Origin of the sequence: Amycolatopsis sp. cg9, assembly GCF_041346945.1 — a bacterium.
Lineage (GTDB): Bacteria > Actinomycetota > Actinomycetes > Mycobacteriales > Pseudonocardiaceae > Amycolatopsis.
On sequence record NZ_CP166850.1, the window covers coordinates 289083 to 304780 of the forward strand.

General features: G+C 71.3%; 16 protein-coding genes. 6 read left to right on the plus strand and 10 right to left on the minus strand.

Going from position 1 to position 15698, the window contains the following annotated elements:
* Window positions 1–12 precede the first annotated feature (12 nt).
* Window positions 13–228, plus strand: coding sequence for a DUF397 domain-containing protein (locus AB5J73_RS01320; RefSeq protein WP_370967248.1), 216 nt, complete (start codon window positions 13–15; stop codon window positions 226–228).
* Window positions 229–410: 182 nt separating this feature from the next.
* Here AB5J73_RS01320 and fahA read toward each other — a convergent pair whose 3' ends face one another.
* From fahA to AB5J73_RS01340, 4 genes are read right to left on the minus strand one after another with little or no spacing between them, the layout of a single operon-like run.
* Complete coding sequence (gene fahA / locus AB5J73_RS01325) at window positions 411–1580, minus strand: fumarylacetoacetase (protein WP_370967250.1); 1170 nt, start codon at window positions 1578–1580, stop codon at window positions 411–413.
* On the minus strand, window positions 1577–2377 hold the full coding sequence (locus tag AB5J73_RS01330; RefSeq protein ID WP_370967252.1) for a hypothetical protein: 801 nt from the start codon (window positions 2375–2377) through the stop codon (window positions 1577–1579). The genes fahA and AB5J73_RS01330 overlap by 4 nt, the downstream gene beginning before the upstream one ends.
* Entirely contained in the window at window positions 2374–2544 is a 171-nt protein-coding gene (locus AB5J73_RS01335; protein WP_370967254.1) for a hypothetical protein, read from the minus strand. Before AB5J73_RS01335 ends, AB5J73_RS01330 begins: the two co-directional genes overlap by 4 nt.
* Before the next feature lie 36 nt (window positions 2545–2580).
* The gene (locus AB5J73_RS01340; RefSeq protein WP_370967256.1) at window positions 2581–3114 is read right to left on the minus strand and encodes a MarR family winged helix-turn-helix transcriptional regulator; all 534 of its coding nucleotides are present in this window, start codon (window positions 3112–3114) and stop codon (window positions 2581–2583) included.
* 133 nt (window positions 3115–3247) lie between these two features.
* Between AB5J73_RS01340 and AB5J73_RS01345 the strand changes: the two genes are divergently transcribed.
* Genes AB5J73_RS01345 through AB5J73_RS01355 form a run of 3 tightly spaced genes read left to right on the plus strand, consistent with a single transcriptional unit; the run spans window position 3248 to window position 7148 of the window.
* Entirely contained in the window at window positions 3248–3979 is a 732-nt protein-coding gene (locus tag AB5J73_RS01345) for an NUDIX domain-containing protein (RefSeq protein ID WP_370967258.1), read from the plus strand.
* On the plus strand, window positions 3976–5112 hold the full coding sequence (locus AB5J73_RS01350) for a purine phosphorylase (protein WP_370967260.1): 1137 nt from the start codon (window positions 3976–3978) through the stop codon (window positions 5110–5112). The genes AB5J73_RS01345 and AB5J73_RS01350 overlap by 4 nt, the downstream gene beginning before the upstream one ends.
* Complete coding sequence (locus AB5J73_RS01355; RefSeq protein WP_370967262.1) at window positions 5109–7148, plus strand: hypothetical protein; 2040 nt, start codon at window positions 5109–5111, stop codon at window positions 7146–7148. The genes AB5J73_RS01350 and AB5J73_RS01355 overlap by 4 nt, the downstream gene beginning before the upstream one ends.
* A 36-nt stretch (window positions 7149–7184) precedes the next feature.
* On the opposite strand, the gene AB5J73_RS01360 is transcribed toward AB5J73_RS01355, so the two are convergent.
* From AB5J73_RS01360 to AB5J73_RS01380, 5 genes are all read right to left on the minus strand, one after another.
* Window positions 7185–8726: a hypothetical protein gene (locus tag AB5J73_RS01360; RefSeq protein ID WP_370967264.1), complete on the minus strand. Its 1542-nt coding sequence runs from the start codon at window positions 8724–8726 to the stop codon at window positions 7185–7187.
* Between the two features lie 248 nt (window positions 8727–8974).
* Window positions 8975–9898 (minus strand): ABC transporter substrate-binding protein, encoded by a 924-nt coding sequence (locus tag AB5J73_RS01365; RefSeq protein WP_370967266.1) that lies wholly within the window; start codon window positions 9896–9898, stop codon window positions 8975–8977.
* A gap of 8 nt (window positions 9899–9906) precedes the next feature.
* Entirely contained in the window at window positions 9907–10674 is a 768-nt protein-coding gene (locus AB5J73_RS01370) for an amino acid ABC transporter ATP-binding protein (protein ID WP_370967268.1), read from the minus strand.
* A complete protein-coding gene (locus AB5J73_RS01375) occupies window positions 10671–11537 on the minus strand; it encodes an amino acid ABC transporter permease (protein ID WP_370967271.1) in 867 nt (288 codons plus the stop codon). The genes AB5J73_RS01370 and AB5J73_RS01375 overlap by 4 nt, the downstream gene beginning before the upstream one ends.
* Complete coding sequence (locus AB5J73_RS01380; RefSeq protein WP_370967273.1) at window positions 11534–12019, minus strand: GNAT family N-acetyltransferase; 486 nt, start codon at window positions 12017–12019, stop codon at window positions 11534–11536. The genes AB5J73_RS01375 and AB5J73_RS01380 overlap by 4 nt, the downstream gene beginning before the upstream one ends.
* A gap of 142 nt (window positions 12020–12161) precedes the next feature.
* Between AB5J73_RS01380 and AB5J73_RS01385 the strand changes: the two genes are divergently transcribed.
* A complete protein-coding gene (locus AB5J73_RS01385; protein ID WP_370967275.1) occupies window positions 12162–13154 on the plus strand; it encodes an LLM class flavin-dependent oxidoreductase in 993 nt (330 codons plus the stop codon).
* Window positions 13151–14422, plus strand: a complete 1272-nt coding sequence (locus AB5J73_RS01390; protein ID WP_370967277.1) for an LLM class flavin-dependent oxidoreductase — start codon at window positions 13151–13153, stop codon at window positions 14420–14422. Before AB5J73_RS01385 ends, AB5J73_RS01390 begins: the two co-directional genes overlap by 4 nt.
* On the opposite strand, the gene AB5J73_RS01395 is transcribed toward AB5J73_RS01390, so the two are convergent.
* The gene (locus AB5J73_RS01395; RefSeq protein WP_370967279.1) at window positions 14423–15676 is read right to left on the minus strand and encodes a sulfite oxidase; all 1254 of its coding nucleotides are present in this window, start codon (window positions 15674–15676) and stop codon (window positions 14423–14425) included. It lies immediately after the preceding gene.
* Window positions 15677–15698: the final 22 nt, after the last annotated feature.

Sequence of the window (15698 nt, forward strand, 5' to 3'; positions counted from 1 at the left end):
CGGGAGGGCCTGATGACCGGACGACGCAACGCCGAGACCGAACAGCCGGGCATTGCCTGGCGCCGCAGTTCCCGGTGCAGCCCCACACACGACCCGAAGTGCGTGGAAGTCGCGCTCGACGGGGAGATCGTCCGCGTCCGCGACTCGAAAACACCACACTCGGGCGAGCTGCATCTCGACCGCAAAATCTGGACCGCACTGGTTCGACATCTCACCACATCGGCGTGAGTTTGCGCGTCGATCGCCGTTGTCCACAAAATGGCAAGTGGACACCGATCTGTCCAGTTTCCCGGGCACCCGGAAGCACATGCGACCGCACGAGCAGAGACGTTTACCGGGGATTGCCGTCGGCCGGTGGTTCAATCACTTCCGCCGGCCGGCGGCCTTAAAACCTCACTGCACCGGATCGTTCACTCCCCCGCCGGGAGGATGCGGCCGCGGACTTCGCCGAACGCGATGCGGCCGCCGCTCGCGCCCGGGGCCGTTGCCGTGATCACCACTTCGTCGCCGTCCTGCAGGAACGTACGCTGCTCGCCCTTCACCGTCAGCGGCTCCGCTCCGCCCCAGCTCAGCTCCAGGAACGCGCCGCGCTGGTGCTTCTCCGGGCCGGAGATCGTGCCCGAGCCGTACAGGTCTCCGGTCCGGGATGACGCGCCGTTCACCGTCAGGTGGGCCAGCATCTGGGCCGGCGACCAGTACATCTCGCGGTACGGCGGGCGGCTGACCTCCTCGCCGTTCCACTCGACGACCAGCTCGACGTCGAGGCCCCACGGGCGGCTTTCCCGCAGGTACGGCAGCGGCTCCGGGTCCTGGCCGGGCAGCGGGACGCGCGCCGCTTCCAGTGCCAGGAGCGGGACCACCCACGCCGAGATGGACGTCGCGAAGCTCTTGCCGAGGTTCGGGCCCAGCGGGACGTACTCCCAGGCCTGGATGTCGCGGGCGGACCAGTCGTTGAGCAGGACCGCGCCGAACACGTGGCGGGCGAAGTCGTCCGGCTTGACCGGGGTGTTCAGCGGGGTGCCCGTGCCGACCACGAAACCCAGCTCCGCTTCGATGTCCAGCCGCGTGCTGGGCCCGAAGACCGGCGCCGGGTCGGCTTTGCGCTGGCCGCTGGGGCGGACGATGTCCGTGCCCGAGACCAGGACCGTGCCGGCGCGGCCGTGGTAGCCGACCGGGAGGTGCTTCCAGTTGGGCAGCAGCGGTTCCGCGTCCGGGCGGAACAGGCGGCCGACGTTCGACGCGTGGTGTTCCGACGCGTAGAAGTCGACGTAGTCCGCGACCTCGATCGGCAGGTGCGGCGTGACGTCGGCGAGCGCGTGCACGGCGTCGTCCGGGACCTCGCCGGCCACGAGCTCGGTCACCTGCGCACGCACCGCCACCCAGCGGTCGTACCCCTGCGCCATGAACGGGTTCAGCGTCGGCGCCGCGAACACGTCGTCGCCGAGCGCGCGGGCCAGGTCGAGCACGGAGTCGCCGACGCGGACGCCGACGCGCGGGGTGCCACCGCCGGTCGAGAACACGCCGTACGGGAGGTTGTCGGTCCCGAACGGGGAATCCGCCGGGATCTCGATCGTGGTCATGCCTCTCCTCGGGGCAGCAGGCCGAGCTCGGCCAGTTCGGTCAGGGGGTCGGTGATGCTGCACGTGCCGAACGACGTGAAGCGCGCGCGGACGCCGGCGGGCAGGTCACGCACGAGCGCGGCGACCGCCGGGCCGTCGCGCTCGGCGAGGAGGGCTTCCGCGCGGTCCGGGTCGGCGGCCGCGAGCAGCAGGTTGAGGAAACCGTGCTGCTCGAAGCCGGTTTCCGGGTCGGTGTTGCGCAGGGCGTGGTGCAGGCCGGCAGTCGCCTTGAACGGGACGCCGGCGTCGACGGCGGCGCGGATCGCCGCGGCCAGCTCGGCTTCGTCGGGATAGAGCTCGGCGCGGACGCCGCCGGTCCGGAACTTCGCCCGGTGGCCGGTGCCCGCGAGCGCCCGCAGCAGCGGCCCGCGCCGGTCGTCGCGCGGGATCTCGACGTACACCGGCGCGGTCGCGGCGGCCACCGCGTCGAGCACCTCGTCCGGGCCGAAGCCGTCCGGCACGGCGATTTCGAGGGCCTGCAGGTCGACGGGCAGCCGGGGCACGGCGGCCAGCACGCCGGGCAGCTGCGCGGGCCCGCCGGGCAGCGTCACCGCGAGCGGCAACGGCGTCTCGCGGGTGCCGAGCACGCCGGCCAGGTCGCCGAGCGCCGGGGCGGCGACCACCAGCGGGCCGACCAGGTCGGTGTACCAGGCCGCCGAGTACCGGTCGTGCGCGGCGACGGCGTCCGGCAGCGGCGCCAGGCCGGGCGGGAACACCGCGGCGTCGTCGCACAACCCGGTGAAGAGCGCGGGGATCATGCCGACGGCCCCCGTGTCCACGCGTAGCCGGGGGCTTCGCTCGCCGGCCCGCCTTCGCCGGGCTGCGGGGCGCGGCTGTGCCCGGCCGGGTGCAGGCTGATCGCCCCTCGGCCGATCCCGGAACCCTCGCGGGCTTCGCCCTCCGGCGTGCGGCGGTAGTACCCCATTGGTCGCCTCCTCGGCCGATTTAGTTCACACGTTTACTAACTGCGGCTGCGCGCGTCGAACCCGGCGCGGCTGGTGATCAGCTTGCCCAGCAGCATCACGAGGATGCGCTGCTCGGTCTCGGTGAGCGCGTCCGTCCAGCCGAACTCGCGCTCGTTGTGCTCCTGGAACACGGAAACCATCTCGTCGCGCCCGGCCTCGGTCAGCGAGAGCCGGACCGAGCGGCCGTCGTGCTCGTCCGGGGTGCGGTCGAGCAGGCCGTCCGCGACCAGCACCTTGGCCAGGTTCGACACGGCCGCCCGGCTCATCCCGGTCAGCCGGGCGGCGCTCTTGGGTTCCAGCGGGCCGGCCAGCCAGACGACGAAGAGCAGCCGGAAGGCCGACCACGACCGCCCGCGCGGCCGGTGCACGGCGGCTTCGAGGTCGTAGGTGACCAGGTCGGAGGCGCGGTTGAGGGTCAGCAGCACCTCGGTGGCCAGCTGGTGCCGGAAGCCGTACTCCTCGGCCAGCCGCCGGTTGGCCAGCGCCACGAAGGACCAGAAGTCCAGCTCGGCGGCGGTCACGTCCTGCACGGGCGAAGCCTAACGCGGGCCCCAACGGTAGTCAAAGTTGAAACTATATTTGCAGCCCGCGACTCGGGCTGCCACGCAGTGTTACGCCAAACGCATCTTTACTGTCTAAATGACAGTAATTACGGTCGAGCGCATGGCAGACGAAGATTGGACTCCGCCGCCCGTGCTGCTCGCCGTCGACCTGGTGATCTTCACACTGCGCGACTCGGCCCTCCACGTGCTCTTGATCGAGCGAGGAGTCGGTCCCTTCCGCGGTTCGCTCGCTCTTCCGGGCGGTTTTCTCGAACACGACCGGGAAGACGTGCTCGCCGCCGCACACCGAGAGCTTCGCGAGGAGGCGGATCTCGACGCGTCGCAGCTGCACCTGGAGCAGCTGGGTGCCTACGGCTCTCCGGACCGCGACCCCCGAGGGCGGGTCGTCTCCGTCGCCTACCTCGCCATCGCGCCAGGTCTTCCGGAGCCGCTCGCGGGCACCGACGCCGCGCGAGCTTCCTGGACACCGGTGACCGAGATCCTCGCCGGACGCGCCGAGCTCGCGTTCGACCACCGGGACATCCTCGACGACGGGTTGGAACGAGCACGCTCGAAACTCGAGTCGTCGGCTCTCGCCACCGCTTTCTGCGCCACCACCTTCACCATCAACGAGCTGCAGCGGGTCTACGAAGCGGTGTGGGGCGTGGAACTCGATCTGCGGAACTTCTACCGGAAGGTCCAGGCGGTGAACGACTTCATCGTGCCCGTCGGCGCCGAACGCCGGGTCGGCCGGGGCCGGCCGGCGCGTCTGTTCAAGGCCGGCGACCGGACCACGCTCTACCCGCCACTCGTCCGGCCCATCGCGGCGACCACGACGAAGGGGAACGCATGACCGACGACCTGGTGGTGGTGCTCACCGCCTTGAACGAAGAGTACAAAGCCGTCCGCGAGCGGCTGACCGGCACCAAAGTGCTCAAGCACAGCCGAGGCACCCGGTTCGAGGTCGGGACGATCCGGGGTACCTCCTACCGGGTCGCGCTCAGCCTCACCGGCAAGGGGACCCAGCCTGCCGCGGTCCTCGCCGAACGCGCGATACAGCACTTCTCACCGGTCGCGCTCATCTTCGCCGGTGTAGCGGGAGCCTTGTGGGACACACCGCTGGGCGACGTCGTGGTCGCGACCCACGTCTACGCCTACCACGGCGCCACCAGCGAGGACGACGGGCTCAAAGCCCGCCCGCGAGCCTGGGAGACCGCGCACGGGGTGATTCAGGTCGCGCAGCACGTGGCGCGGACGGGCCACTGGGCCCGCGCCGTCCCGCCCGGCACCAAGGTCCATTTCGGCGCCATCGCAGCGGGCGAGGTCGTCCACAATTCACGCTCGTCCGCGGAACGGCGCTGGATCCGCGAACACTTCAACGACGCTCTGGCGATCGAGATGGAAGCGGCGGGCGTGGCACAGGCCGGCCACCTGAACGGCGCACCCATCGCGATCGTGCGCGGGATCAGCGATCCCGCCGACGGCAGCAAGACCACCGAGGCAGACCGGAAGTGGCAACCCGCGGCGGCGGCGAACGCGGCCGCGTTCGCCGTTCGGCTCGCCGGCGATCTGATCGAGGAACAGGAGCTCATCGCGATGGACGACAACACCACTCCGGACGACCGCGGCACGGTCCGGAACCGCGCGAACGGTCAGGTCGGGATCCAGGCCCACACCGTCACCGGCAGCACCGTCCAGCAGAACATCGCCCCGCGCGGGGACGGCCCGGCCGACTTCGGCACCGAGCTGGCCGCGCTGCGAGCCGATGTCACGCGGGAGCACTCCCGCGGGCGGCTCGACGACGCCACTTACCAGGCGGCCCGCAGCGAGCTCGACATCGCCGACGAAGCACTCGTGGCCACCACTCGTGAGGGCAAGCAGAAGTTCGTGCTGGCGCTCAAGCGACTCGGCGGACTTCTCGGGGATCTCGCCGGACCCGCCGCGAAGATCGCGGCCCTCATAGTGGCGGCGAAAGGATTGTCGTGACCGATGAAAAATCGAAGACGGAGAACACCGCTACCCGGTCGCAGGTCGGCATCCAGGCCAACGAAGTCCACAACTCGACTGTCTACCAACTGCACCAGGACGCCTCGCCGGAAGAGAAGTACCGAGTCGGCCTTGCCTACCTCCGGGACGGCGTGCCGTCCGAGGCACGCCGGCTCATCCAGGAAGCGAAGGCACGCGGCTACGACAGCGCCGAGGTCGAGTTCCACTGGGTGCTCGCCATGCTCAGCAAGCGCTCCTACCGCGACTTGACCCCCGACGAACGCAAGCAGCTGGCCACCATGCCGGTCACTTGCGCGAGCCTGCCGGTCGACGACTGGACGCAGTCGCTGAACGCCGTGTGCGAATTTCTCGAGTACTTCAGCAAGACCGGCAGCGATCCGGGCCATGCGCTGAAGGAGCTGGCCAAGTTGCCGGCCGAGCACCGCGAGATGATCGTGCGGCACCTCGACCTCGTCCTGACCGGCAGCCTGAGGGACAACTTCTGGGCGGAAACCCGGCAAAACGCCGAGAAAACGCGGTTCGCCGACGGGCGGCACGAATCCGTCTGGGCCTACTTCCAGCCCGACCCCATTCCGCCGCGAGCTCGCAAGCCGGCCCCGAGCACGACCACGGCGGCCGATCGGGCCCGCGCCGCGATCGGAACCCTGCTCGGCGGTTTCGCCACCGCTGACCTGGTCAAGACCATCGTCCTGACGGCGCGTCCGCTGCCGATCTTCGCCTGCCTGCTCGCCACCGCCGCGGCCTACGCCGCGGCCAAGCACAGCCTCGATTGGGGCTACCGACGAGAACGGCTCTCGGCCGAAGAACGCCGGTACCGCAGCAGGCGAGGCGCCGACCCGGGACTGGACTCGATATTCGCCCACGACGTGGACGACTCGTTCAACCGCTACTTCATCAAGTACCGGCCCGAAGACGTGAAACTGAAGAAGTGGCTGAACGACACGAAAGGCGTCCGCGCCGCACTGCGGGACGAGGTCGTCGACCTCTACCGGGACAAGCTGTTCACCGCCGGCCGCGTCAACTGGCTCATCCGCTACCTGACCAGGGACGCGGTCGCCCGCTGGGCCAAGGGAACACTGCACCGATACCGTGAACAGTACCGGGTCACACCGGCGATGAAAGCCCTCTGCGTGGTGTTCGGAATCGCTTTCGCGGCTCTTTCCGCTTATGTCGTTTCCGCAGCCTTGCGGGTGGCGATCTTGCCCAACGCGGCGGCGACCTTCGTGGCCGTGGTCGGCACCTGGGTCGCCGGCGCGGGCTGGTCGCACATCCTCCACGAACGCCGGCGGATCAAGGAGGGCGAGCTGGACCACGACAAGACGATGAGCGACCGGCAGGCCGAGTACGACCGCTGGGTGGGGAAACTGAAAGCGACCCGGCCGAACGAGACCCAAATGGAGAAGTGGCTGACGGCGGACAAGACCATGGTGCTCGACGAGACGCTGAGGCACTACCGGCTCGCCTGGCGCGACGTCCTCACCCACGCGTTCCTGCAAGCCCCCGGCAGCAACTACAAGCGAGCACGTGACCCGTTCGGTCCCTGGCGGTACTCGAAGTACGACATCCGGATCTTCCTGATCACCCAGGAAGGCGTGCGCGAAGTCAGCGTGGAGATGGACTTCGAGCACGCCAAGCGCAATGGCCAGGAGCGCAACAACTACCGGTTCGACGCGGTCTCCTCCGTCCACGTCGCCACCGCTGACGACCTCAGTTCCACACTCGAATTGACCCTCATGAACGGCCCATCGCGGAACATCCGGGTCACCGACCCGGCCGCGGCCGCCGACAAGGTGGTACCGGGCCAAAAGGACGCCCGATCGCTGGCGAGGATGGGTCGCGACGCCGCCGGCTTCTCCCACACGCTGCACATCTTGGAAGGCATCGCGGCGGAAGGGAAGAAATGGATCGAGCGCGACCCGTTCATCAACGACCGGCCGAGCGGCGGGCTCCCGACCGACCCGGAGCCAGAGCCGGACCCGGACCCGGACCCGGACCCGGACCCGGACGAAACCTAGGCCGGGCCGGCGGTGCGCCTGCCAGGTGAGCCTGGCCTACCGGGCCGCGCTCTCCCGGATGTGGGCGGGCAGACCGGCCCACCACGTCGCCGCCGTGCGGATGCGGGGTGGGAGGTCGGGGCGGGTGACCACCTCGCCGAGGAGGGTGCGGCGGTCGCCGATGCCCATGCAGTACACCAGCCGGTCCAGCACCGATGCCGCGCGGGCGCCGGGGTCGCGGCGGGCGTCTTCGGCGTGCCGGGCGAACGCCCGGCGGTAGAAGTCGTCCGGGCTGGCGCCGCCCACGTGGCCCAGCGCGTACGCGGCGGAATCGCGTACCGCGGTCCCGAGCTGCTCGGAGAGCACCATCGCCTCGATGAGCCGCCGCTCCTCCGCGCCGCCGAGGATGCGCAGGGCGTCGAGCAGCCGCTGGACCCAGTCGGGGCGGCCGCGGCGGCGGAGGGTGCCGACCAGCTCGCGGGCCAGCGCCTGCGCCAGCGGCGCCCGGTACGGCGTCGCGTAGAGCAGGAACATCGTGCAGAGCCGCACGTCGAACACCGGGTCGTGCAGCAGCTCGTCGATGAACACCGCGAGCAGCGGGTCGGGAGGCGGCTCCTCGATCGCTTCCAGCGTTTCGGCGGACAGCCGCTCCGCGACCGGCGCCGCCGGCGGGTACAGCGCGGCCATCGCCGCGGCCCACACCCGGCCCGGGACCTTCGCCTGCAGTTCGCGGGGCAGGAGCTGCAGCAAGCTGGCCGCCAGCGGTGTCCGCTCGGCGGCGCCGGCCGCCACCAGCGCGCACAGGATCGGCAGCAGGGACGCCGTCTGCCGGTCGTCGAAGTGCCCGAACCGCAGCTTCTTGACGCTGGTCAGCAGGGCCCCGTAGAAGGTCCGGTCGGTCAGCGGGTCGGTGAGGTGCCGGACGACCGACGAGCTCGCGTCGGGGTGGGCGCTCGCGCTGAACACGGCGAGGGTGCCGATCAGGCTCTGCGCGGAGGTGTCCGCCGCCGCGTCGGCGGCCGCGGCCATCGCCGCCCGCTGGCCGACCGGGTGCACGATGAGCCGGTGGAACGCCTCGGCCCGGCGCATCCACGAAACGCCGTCCGCGATGCACATCTCGGTGAGCAGCCGTTCCGAGAGCCGCTGCCAGGTCGACGCGGGACTCAGGACCAGTTGCGGCCGGCAGGCCAGGAGCTCGGTCAGGCGATCCCATTCCTCGCTGCCGAGGACGGCGTCGGTGACGGCCAGGTCGACCAGCTCGTCGAGCGGCGGCCCCGGGTTCGGCCGCCGGTGCCGGGCCCACGGCGGGACGGCCTGGGTCGGCGGCGTGAGGTACCGCGCGACGGTGTCGTTGACCGCGACGAGGAGCCCGGGCCGCAGGTCGAGCATCCGTTCGTAGCGCCGCACCGCGGCGCCCGGCACCGTCGTGACGCGGTTCTCCCAGCGGGACAGGGTGCTCGTGGACACCGAAGGGGTCACGCCGTCGGCGTCGAAGTCCGCGGCGAAGGCCGCGAGCCGGCGGTACCGCGGCCGGGCGCCGAGCACGCGGTTGGTCCGCAGCAGCCAGCCGACTCGCCGTCCCGCGCTCACCCGTCGCATCGCACGCCCTCCCGCACCCAGGGAACAACGAGCGCTCCCGCGGGGCCAGGGGTGTTGCAGAATTGCCTCGAACGGGCCCGCCGCCTCCGCTGAACGCGCCGGGCCCGTTCGGCCGTGCACCGCTGTCAAGGGGCGTTGCCGAGGAGTTTTTCACTGCGACGACGAGCTTTCCACCCGCCGCTCCTGCCTACCGTCGGCAAGCGCGGCGGGGAAGGAGGCGGCGATGGAAACGCACCGCTGAGCACGGTTCACTTGCGCGGCAGGCCCTGCGGGTTGATCTCCGACGCGGGCAGGGCCTCCGACGTCAGGTTCCACCGCTTCAGGACTTCCGCGTACTTCCCGTCCTGGATCACGGTTTCGAGGGCCTGCTGCAGCGGTTTCACCAGCCCGTTGCCCTTCTTGGTCATCGCGGCGATGTCGGCCGGGATCGTGCCGCCGCCCGAAACGGTCCCGACGACCTTCGTCTTGCCCTCCACCGCCACGTGGTAGGCCGACGTCGGGTTGGGGCCGGCGTACACGTCGATGCGGCCCGACTGCAGCGCCAGGTAGTAGTCCGAAGTCGCCTGGTAGTACTGGAACTTCACGGCGGGCAATCCGGCCGCCTTGTTCTGCTGGTCCCAGCGCAGGAGGATCTGCTCCTGGTTCGTGCCCGCGCTGACCCCGACCGTCAGGCCCGCGATGTCCTTCGGTTCCCGGACTTCGACGGTCTTCTCGCTGCGGACTTCGAAGGCGATCGTGTCCTTGCGGTAGGTGGCGAAGTCGTACTTGTCCTTGCGCTCCTCGGTCACCGTGATGTTCGAGAACCCCGCGTCGAACTGGCGGTTGTCCACGGACAGGAACAGGTTCTCCCACGACGACGCCTGGAGGTCGAGCTTCAGCCCGAGCACGTCGGCGACCAGCTGGGCCAGGTCCGGTTCGACGCCGATGACCGTCTTGTCGTCGTCCGCGCGGAAGGACAGCGGCGGGGTGCCGTTGCCGGTCGTGCCGACGACCAGGGTGCCGCGGTCCCGGATCTCGGCCGGCACGAGCGCGGCGATCGCGTCGACCTTCTCCGCGCGGACGCGGTGCTGGTCGGCGGTGATGTTGACCCCGCCGGAGGGGGCGGGGGTGGCCGCTTCGGGGGTGCCGCACGCGGCGAGCAGCAGCACCGAAGCCAGCACGAGCTTTCTCATGACTCTCCTCAAAGGACTTTGTCGACGAAGGCCCGGGTGCGGGCGTGGCCGGGGCGGTCGAGCACTTCGGCGGGCGGGCCCTGTTCGACCACCCGGCCTTCGTCGAGGAAGACGACGGTGTCGGCGACCTCGCGCGCGAAACCCAGTTCGTGCGTGACGACGACCATCGTGGTCCCCGCCTTCGCCAGGTCCCGGATGACCGCGAGCACCTCGCCGACCAGTTCGGGGTCGAGCGCGGACGTCGGTTCGTCGAACAGCAGCACGGCCGGTTCGAGGGCCAGCGCCCGCGCGATCGCGACGCGCTGCTGCTGCCCGCCGGACAGCCGGCGCGGGTATTCGGCCGCCTTCTCCAAGAGGCCGACCCTGGCGAGCAGCTCCCGCGCCTCGGCCTCGGCTTCGGCACGAGGACGCCGTTGCGCGGAAACCGGGGCCTCGACGACGTTTTCGAGCACGGTCAGGTGCCCGAACAAGTTGAAGTTCTGGAACACGAAGCCGATCTTCGTGCGCTGCTTGAGGATTTCGCGTTCCTTGAGCTCGTGCAGCCGGTCACCCGACCGCCGGTACCCCATCAGTTCGCCGCCGACGCTGATGAAGCCGCGGTCGGCGCGTTCGAGGTGGTTGATCAGCCTCAGCAGCGTCGACTTCCCCGACCCGGACGGACCGAGCAGCACGGTCACTTCCCCCTGGCGCACCTGGAGGTCGACGCCGTCGAGCACGGTCAGCGCGCCGAAGCTCTTGTGCACGCCCCGGACGTCCACCATGAATTCGGCGGTCATGCCCCACGCCCCAGCCGGCGTTCGACGTAGTACTGCCCGATCGAAAGCACCGTGGTCAGCGCGAGGTACCAGGCGGTCGCGACGAGCAGCAGCGGGATCACCCGGCCGCTGCGCGTGTAGATCACCTGGACCTGGTAGAACAGCTCGGGCAGGGCCATCACGTAAACCTGCGAGGTCGCTTTCAGCAGGCCGATGATCTCGTTCGCCGCGGTGGGCACGATCGTGCGCAGCGCCTGCGGCAGCACGATCCGCCGGAACTGCCGACCGGCCGGGATACCCAGCGCCGCCGCGGCTTCGCGCTGCCCCGCGTCCACCGAGAGGAACCCGGCGCGGACGATCTCCGCGGCGTAGGCGCCCTGGTGGAGGGCGAGCCCGAGACCGGCGGCGAGGAACGGCGGGATCAGGCTCATCGTGCCGACCGAGAACAACGACGGCCCGAACGGGACGCCGAAGGAGATCTCGTTGTACAGGATCGCGAGGTTGTACCAGAACAGCAGCTGCAGGATCAGCGGCACGGACCGGAAGATCCACGTGTAGGTCCAGCTGACCGCGCGCAGCAGGGGATTTCGCGAAATGCGCATCAACGCCAGCACAGTGCCGAGCAGGAATCCCGCGACCACGCCGAACAACGTCAGTTCCAGCGTCAGCGCGACCGCTTCCAAGATCGATTTCTGGAAGGCGAAGCGGGCGAACGTCGGCCAGTCGAAGGCCCGGTTGGTGACCAGCGCGTGGCCGGCCATCGCGACGAGCACCGCCACGACGACCGCGGCCACCCACGTCATCGGGTGCCGCGCGGGCACGATCTTCAGTGATTCTTCCGGTGCCGCCGCGGGGGCGGGCCGGGTCCCGATGTCACTGGTCATCCCGCGGCCACCGGTGCGGGAAGCGCTTTCGAGAACGGCAACCGGGTGGTCGGGACCACATCGACGTCGAAGTGCGGCGTGTAGCCGGTGGCCAGGTAGAGCCGCCGTGCCTCGGGCTGGTTCGGCCCGGTCGTCAGGTGGATCCGCGTGTACCCGCGGCGCCCGGCTTCGGCCTCCAGTTCGGCGACGACGCGGCGGGCGAGCCCGCGGCCGCGGTGCGCCCGGTGCGTCCAGATCCGCTTGAGTTCGGCGGTTTCGCCGTCGTAGCGCTGGAACGCCCCGCCGGCGACGGCGTTCCCGGCCGCCACGAGCAACAGCAATCCGCCGTCCGGCGCGGCGAAGCGCTCGGCCGGGTATTCGCGGAGTTCGAAGTGGACGTCGGTGAGCACCCGGTGGTACCGGGCGGAATATTCGCGGGCCAGATCGGCGAGCAGCGGCCGGACCCGCGGATCAGACTGGTCGACCCAGACGGATTCGGGCATGGGGATACCTGTTCCCAGAAATGGAAATGCGTTGACGCCAAGACTTTATGAAGGCGGACCGAGCCCGGTCAACGAGCGGGCCGCGGGTTCCACATCCTGAACGCGAGTGCGGCCGGGCACCGCGGTGGATACCTGTGGTGGCATGACTTCTCGCAGCCTGCACGTCGCGGTGGAGCTCGACGCCACGGCGGATTCGCTGTCACCGCGGGCGCTGGCCGAAACCGTCGCGCGCGCCGAGACCGCCGGGTTCACCTTCGTCACGTTCCCCGATTCGCCGGTGCCGCCGCGCGGCGGGTCGCGGCTCGAGGCGACCACCCGCGCCGCCTACGTCTCGACGCTCACCGACCGGCTCGGGCTCGCGCCGACGGCGAACGTGACGACGGCCGAGCCGTTCCACCTCGCGGCGCAGCTGGCGAGCCTGGACCACGCGTCGCACGGCCGTGCGGCCTGGGTGGTCGCCGCCGACGGGTCCGCCGAGACCCTCGCCACGATCGGCGGGTCCCGGCTGGATCCCGCGGCGCTGCACCGGGAAACCGCCGACGTCGTCGAAGTCGTGCGGCGGCTGTGGGATTCCTGGGACGACGACGCCGTCGTGAAGGACACCGCCACCGGCCGGTACCTCGACCCGGACAAGGTGCACCACGTCGACTTCACCGGCGCGCGGTTCTCCGTCAAGGGCCCGCTCATCACCCCGCGGCCACCGCAGGGACGGCCGGTGGTCGTCGCGGCCGACGACCTGGCCGAGGCCGCGCGCCCGGACGTCGTCCTCGTCGGCGGCACCGGCCTCGACGACGTCCGCACCCGAGCCGCGCGAGCCCGCGCGGCCGGGGCTCCCCTGGTCTTCGCCGAACTGGAGGTCCTCCTCGGGGGCAGTGCGCCGGACGGACCGTGGCCGCGCGGCGATCGGTTGCGCTACACCGGATCCGCGGCCGGGCTGGCCGAACTGCTCGGCTGGCTGGCCACCGGCGTCGACGGCGTGCACCTGCGCCCCGGCGTGCCCGGCACCGGCCTGCCGGTGCTGATCGACGAGGTCCTGCCCGCCCTGCGCGGCGAAGGACTGCTGCTCCCACCGGAACCCGGGGCGACGCTGCGGTCGTCGCTCGGGCTCCGCCGCCCGGAAAGCCTGTTCGCGTGAGCGCCCGGCTGCACCTCGGCGTGTTCTACCCCGGCGTCGGCCCGCAGTTCCTCTGGGACGACCCGTCGAACGCGCCGCACACCGAGATCGACACCGCCGTCGCGGTCGCCCGCACGCTCGAACGCGGCTTGTTCGACGCCTTCTTCCTCGGCGAAGGCCTGCGGGTGCGGGAAAACCGCGGCCGGGTCCACGCCCTCGACATCGCGGGCCGCCCGGACGCGATCACCCAGCTGAGCGCGCTGGCCGCGGCGACGAGCCGGATCGGGCTGGTCGCCACGCAGAACACGACGTACAACTTCCCCGCCGACCTCGCCCGGCGGCTGGCTTCCCTGGACTTCCTGTCCGGCGGCCGGGCCGGCTGGAACATCGTCACCACCGACAACGCCTGGACCGGCGCGAACTTCCGCCGGGGCGGCCGGTTCCCGCACGAACGCCGCTACGAGCGCGCGGAGCAGTTCGTCGAGGCGGCTCTGGCGCTCTGGTCCGGGACGGCCGAGGTCGCGCGCCACACCGACCTCGTCGGGCTGCGGGCCACGCCCACCGTGCCGCCCAGCCCCCAGGGCCGGCCGGTGCTGTTCCAGGCCGGGGATTCCGACGGCGGCCGGGAGCTGGCGGCGAAGTACGCCGACGTCGTCTTCTCCGCCAACACCGCCTACGACCAGGCCCTCGCCTACGCCGAAGACCTGCGGGCCCGGCTCGCCCGGTACGGCCGGCCTGCCGGCGCCGTCCGGATCCTGCCCGGCGCGACCGTCGTGCTCGGCGACACCCCCGCCGACGCGGCCGAGCGCGCCGAGGACGTCCGGCGCCGGCAGATCACCCCCCAGCGCGCGCTCGCGTTCCTCGAGCAGTACTGGGGCCGGGACCTGTCGGACCACGACCCGCACGGCCCGCTCCCGGCCGTCGAACCGGTCGAGGGCGAACTCGGCCCCTCCCGCGGCACCATTTCGATCGAGGACCGGACCGGCAAGCTCGACCGGATCCGGCGCTGGCGCGAGCTGGCCGAGGCGAAGAAGCTGTCCATCCACCAGCTGGTCCTCGAGGTGCAGCCGCGGCAGCACGGGTTCGTGGGCACGCCGGGGCGGGTGGCCGACGAGTGGGCGCACTACGTCCGCACCCGCGCGGCCGACGGCTTCGTCATCAGCCCCCACCTGCTCCCGGCGACCCTCGACGAGATCGTCGACCGGCTCGTGCCCGAGCTGCAGGACCGCGGCGTCTACCGCACCGGGTACGAGGGCACGACGCTGCGGGAGCACCTCGGCCTGACCTGATCAGGCCACCGTCACCGGGTGCCGGACGACGGCGCCGAACAGGTAGCCCTGCGTGTTGTACGGCGCGACGTCGGGCTGCCGCGCCCCGGTGACGTCGGTGGCGCGCGCCCGCAGGGTGTACGGCCCGGCCGCGCGGGGCCGCCACGGGAACTCCCACCGCAGCCAGCCGCGGTCGAGCGCCGGGCTGATCGGCTTCGCGGGCTGCCACGTGACGCCGTCCGTGCTGACCTCGACCCGGCGGATCCGGCCGTGGCCCGACCAGGACCGGCCGCGCAGCACCTGCCGCTGCCCGGCCGCGAGCGTCGCGCCCCACGGGAGCTCGAACGCGCTCTTCACGACCTGTTCGGTGACGAGCGTGCCCTCGGCCGGGTAGTCCGGGCCCAGCAGCCGGTAGAACTGCGTGTTCCACGGCGACACCAGCGGTGTCGCCGAAACCTCGATCCGGCCGAGCCACTTGATCGACGCGATCCCGGCCCACGACGGCACCACGAGCCGCACCGGGAAACCGTGGTCGGGCGGCAGCGGCTGCCCGTTCATCTCGTAGGCCAGCAGGGTGTCCTGCAGTGCCTTGGCCACCGGCAGTGGCCGCCGCACCTTGCCGAGGTTGACCCCCGCCGCGACGTAGTCGGGGTCGAGCCCCTCCGGCAGGACGTCGACGGCGTCGCGGGTCAGCCCGGCGCGCGCGAGCACCGTGGCGAGCCGGACGCCGCGCCAGCGGGCCACCCCGACCGCGCCCAGCTTCCACGCCGTCCCGCTGACGGTCTGGCCCTGCTGGCTGGTGAAGAAGCTGCGGCCGTTGCCGGTGCACTCGACGAACGCGGTGATCGTCTCCGACGGCAGCGCGCGCAGGTCGCGGTAGGTCAGCTCGATCGGGTTCCCGGCCGTGGGCGAGCCGCGCAGGCCCGAGCCGAACAGCTTCAGCCGCCAGGTGGCGGCGTCGAGCACCGGCGTCGAAGTGTGGTCGCGGACGAAGAACCGGTCGACCGGGGTGAGGTAGCCCTGGTCGCGCATCGCTTCCCAGCGGGTCTCGGCGTTGGTGCCGTAGACGTCGAACAGCTCCGGCGGCAACGGTTTCACGATCGGCCCGCCGGCCGCGGCGGCCACCACGGGCGCGGCCGTTCCCGCGGCCAGTGCGAGACCACCGGCCGCCGTCAGCCGCAGCAGGTCACGCCGGTTGAGGCCGGGCAGCCGCGCCCGGCCGTCCCGCCACTGCGCCACGCGGGTCCGGTCGTAAGCCGTCTCGTCGCTCGTCATGCGGGGATTGTCGGGATCCGGC

Excerpts from the sequence above, each read along its gene's own strand:
- AB5J73_RS01350 (WP_370967260.1), top strand. The coding sequence starts at position 3,976 with ATGACCGACGACCTGGTGGTGGTGCTCACCGCCTTGAACGAAGAGTAC.
- AB5J73_RS01370 (WP_370967268.1), bottom strand. The coding sequence starts at position 10,674 with ATGACCGCCGAATTCATGGTGGACGTCCGGGGCGTGCACAAGAGCTTC.
- AB5J73_RS01385 (WP_370967275.1), top strand. The coding sequence starts at position 12,162 with ATGACTTCTCGCAGCCTGCACGTCGCGGTGGAGCTCGACGCCACGGCG.
- AB5J73_RS01395 (WP_370967279.1), bottom strand. The coding sequence starts at position 15,676 with ATGACGAGCGACGAGACGGCTTACGACCGGACCCGCGTGGCGCAGTGG.
- AB5J73_RS01335 (WP_370967254.1), bottom strand. The coding sequence starts at position 2,544 with ATGGGGTACTACCGCCGCACGCCGGAGGGCGAAGCCCGCGAGGGTTCC.
- AB5J73_RS01330 (WP_370967252.1), bottom strand. The coding sequence starts at position 2,377 with ATGATCCCCGCGCTCTTCACCGGGTTGTGCGACGACGCCGCGGTGTTC.
- AB5J73_RS01320 (WP_370967248.1), top strand. The coding sequence starts at position 13 with ATGACCGGACGACGCAACGCCGAGACCGAACAGCCGGGCATTGCCTGG.
- AB5J73_RS01375 (WP_370967271.1), bottom strand. The coding sequence starts at position 11,537 with ATGACCAGTGACATCGGGACCCGGCCCGCCCCCGCGGCGGCACCGGAA.
- fahA (WP_370967250.1), bottom strand. The coding sequence starts at position 1,580 with ATGACCACGATCGAGATCCCGGCGGATTCCCCGTTCGGGACCGACAAC.
- AB5J73_RS01365 (WP_370967266.1), bottom strand. The coding sequence starts at position 9,898 with ATGAGAAAGCTCGTGCTGGCTTCGGTGCTGCTGCTCGCCGCGTGCGGC.
- AB5J73_RS01345 (WP_370967258.1), top strand. The coding sequence starts at position 3,248 with ATGGCAGACGAAGATTGGACTCCGCCGCCCGTGCTGCTCGCCGTCGAC.
- AB5J73_RS01360 (WP_370967264.1), bottom strand. The coding sequence starts at position 8,726 with ATGCGACGGGTGAGCGCGGGACGGCGAGTCGGCTGGCTGCTGCGGACC.
- AB5J73_RS01380 (WP_370967273.1), bottom strand. The coding sequence starts at position 12,019 with ATGCCCGAATCCGTCTGGGTCGACCAGTCTGATCCGCGGGTCCGGCCG.